A 3,367-nucleotide genomic window follows, 5' to 3' on the forward strand; every position below is an offset into this window, starting at 1 on the left:
TTTTGGATTGTCTGTCTGGTTGCGGGGGCAGGATTTGAACCTGCGGCCTTCAGGTTATGAGCCTGACGAGCTACCGGGCTGCTCCACCCCGCGAGAGAAGGGGACTGATGGTGACGAGAAGGGGGTGTTTGCGCTTAGCAGACCTGGCAGCGACCGACTCTCCCGCGTCTTAAGACGAAGTACCATAGGCGCTGGGGCGTTTCACGGCCGTGTTCGGAATGGGAACGGGTGCGGCCACCCCGCCAGAACCACCAGGTCGGCTAAGGGCAAACAACGAGAAGCTGGATTTGAACACGTCTTTGGGTTTTCCGAGGTCTTGAGGCCGAAGGCTTGGAGGCCTTGGGGCTCAAGGGTCGGCCGCGGTGCGCCTTGTGGGCGGTCACGCGGTGTCTCATGACGATCGGCCGGAGGCTTTCGCCTTGGCCGCTCGATGAGCATGGGCAATGGGAACGATCAAGTTCGATCGAACGATTAGTACCGGTAAGCTTCATGCATTGCTGCACGTCCACACCCGGCCTATCAACGTGGTCGTCTTCCACGGTTCTCAAGGGAATACTCGTTTTCAGGGGGGTTTCCCGCTTAGATGCCTTCAGCGGTTATCCCGTCCATATATAGCTACCCTGCTATGCCCTTGGCAGGACAACAGGTCCACCAGAGATATGTCCATCCCGGTCCTCTCGTACTAGGGACAGATCCTGTCAATATTCCAACACCCACGGCAGATAGGGACCGAACTGTCTCACGACGTTCTGAACCCAGCTCACGTACCGCTTTAATTGGCGAACAGCCAAACCCTTGGGACCTGCTCCAGCCCCAGGATGCGATGAGCCGACATCGAGGTGCCAAACAACCCCGTCGATATGGACTCTTGGGGGTCATCAGCCTGTTATCCCCGGCGTACCTTTTATCCGTTGAGCGATGGCCCTTCCACGCGGGACCACCGGATCACTATGACCGACTTTCGTCTCTGCTCGACTTGTCAGTCTCGCAGTCAGGCGGGCTTATGCCATTGCACTCGACGAACGATTTCCGACCGTTCTGAGCCCACCATCGCGCGCCTCCGTTACTCTTTCGGAGGCGACCGCCCCAGTCAAACTACCCACCATACACTGTCCCGGATCCGGATAACGGACCGCGGTTAGACATCCATGACGATAAGGGTGGTATTTCAAGGATGGCTCCACGAGAACTGGCGTCCCCGCTTCAAAGCCTACCACCTATCCTACACATGCCGACACGAATGCCAGTGTAAAGCTATAGTAAAGGTGCACGGGGTCTTTCCGTCTGACCGCAGGAACCCCGCATCTTCACGGGGAATTCAATTTCACTGAGTCTATGCTGGAGACAGCGGGGAAGTCGTTACGCCATTCGTGCAGGTCGGAACTTACCCGACAAGGAATTTCGCTACCTTAGGACCGTTATAGTTACGGCCGCCGTTTACTGGGGCTTCAGTTCAAAGCTTGCACCTCTCCCTTTAACCTTCCAGCACCGGGCAGGCGTCAGGCCCTATACGTCGTCTTAAAGACTTCGCAGAGCCCTGTGTTTTTGATAAACAGTCGCTACCCCCTGGTCTGTGCCACCCCATCCTACTTGCGTAGAAAAGGGTCACGCTTCTTCCGAAGTTACGCGTGCAATTTGCCGAGTTCCTTCAGCATAGTTCTCTCAAGCGCCTTGGTATGCTCTACCTGACCACCTGTGTCGGTTTCGGGTACGGTCTATACGGTGGGGCTATTTCCTGGAACCGCTTCCCCGCCCTGACAATCCAATAAGTCAGAACAAGTTACGCAATCCGTCACTTCCCACCAGGCCCACGAATATTAACGTGGTTCCCATCGACTACGCGTTTCCGCCTCGCCTTAGGGGCCGGCTAACCCTGCTCAGATTAACTTTAAGCAGGAACCCTTGGTCTTTCGGCGAGAGGGTCTCTCACCCTCTTTATCGTTACTCATGTCAACATTCGCACTTCCGATACCTCCAGGAGCCCTCACGGGTCTCCCTTCACAGGCTTACGGAACGCTCCGCTACCCCTAGATATTCGTTAGAATGTCTAAGCCTCAGCTTCGGTGCATGGCTTTAGCCCCGTTACATTTTCGGCGCAAAGACCCTTATTTAGACCAGTGAGCTGTTACGCTTTCTTTAAATGATGGCTGCTTCTAAGCCAACATCCTGGTTGTTTTGGGATCCTCACATCCTTTCCCACTTAGCCATGACTTGGGGACCTTAGCTGGAGGTCAGGGTTGTTGCCCTCTTCACGACGGACGTTAGCACCCGCCGTGTGTCTGCCGATTAGTACTCTCAGGTATTCGGAGTTTGATTAGGATCAGTAAGACGGTGAGTCCCCATAGCCCATTCAGTGCTCTACCCCCTGAGGTATTCGATCGACGCACTACCTAAATAGTTTTCGCGGAGAACCAGCTATCTCCGAGTTTGATTGGCCTTTCACCCCTAGCCACAAGTCATCCCAATCTATTGCAACAGATGCGGGTTCGGTCCTCCAGTTGGTGTTACCCAACCTTCAACCTGCTCATGGCTAGATCACTCGGTTTCGGGTCTAATGCAACATACTATGATCGCCCTATTCAGACTCGCTTTCGCTGCGCCTACACCTATCGGCTTAAGCTTGCATGTCACACTAAGTCGTTGACCCATTATACAAAAGGTACGCCGTCACCAATAATGGCTCCGACTGTTTGTAGGCAACCGGTTTCAGGTTCTCTTTCACTCCCCTTGTCGGGGTGCTTTTCACCTTTCCCTCACGGTACTTGTTCGCTATCGGTCATGCACGAGTACTTAGGCTTGGAGAGTGGTCTCCCCATGTTCAGACAGGATTTCACGTGTCCCGCCTTACTCTAGGACGATAAATGCATCACCGCATACGGGGCTGTCACCCACTCTGGCCGACCTTTCCAAGTCGTTCTGCTTTATCACTCATCGCCACTGGCCTGGTCCGCGTTCGCTCGCCACTACTTGCGGAGTCTCGGTTGATGTCCTTTCCTGCAGGTACTTAGATGTTTCAGTTCCCTGCGTTCGCCTCTTACACCCTATGGATTCAGGTGTAGATACCTTATGATAATGCTTGGAAACCTGAAGCGCCTTGCGACACAACAGATTTCCCAAGCATTTAAGGTGGGTTTCCCCATTCGGACATCTAAGGATCAAAGCTTATTCGCAGCTCCCCTTAGCTTATCGCAGCGTATCACGTCCTTCTTCGCCTGTGCATGCCAAGGCATCCACCAATTGCCCTTAATTCACTTGATCGTTCTCATTGCCAATGCTCATCCNTTCGTTGGGTTTTGCAAACCTGTCCTCCTCGCTTGCGCTTGAAGGGGTGCAAAACCTGGCCATCCCGGCACCTTTGCAGGTGCGG

At 54.1% G+C, this 3,367-nt stretch carries 1 tRNA gene and 2 rRNA genes; all 3 read right to left on the reverse strand.

The window, feature by feature from the left end:
* Positions 1 to 16: 16 nt before the first annotated feature.
* Positions 17 to 93: transfer RNA gene (locus ASG03_RS09815), tRNA-Met, on the reverse strand.
* 48 nt (positions 94 to 141) lie between these two features.
* A 5S ribosomal RNA gene (rrf, locus tag ASG03_RS09820) occupies positions 142 to 256 on the reverse strand.
* Between the two features lie 193 nt (positions 257 to 449).
* A 23S ribosomal RNA gene (locus ASG03_RS09825) occupies positions 450 to 3,258 on the reverse strand.
* Positions 3,259 to 3,367 lie beyond the last annotated feature (109 nt).

The organism is Rhizobium sp. Leaf341, assembly GCF_001424325.1.
Lineage (GTDB): Bacteria > Pseudomonadota > Alphaproteobacteria > Rhizobiales > Rhizobiaceae > Ferranicluibacter.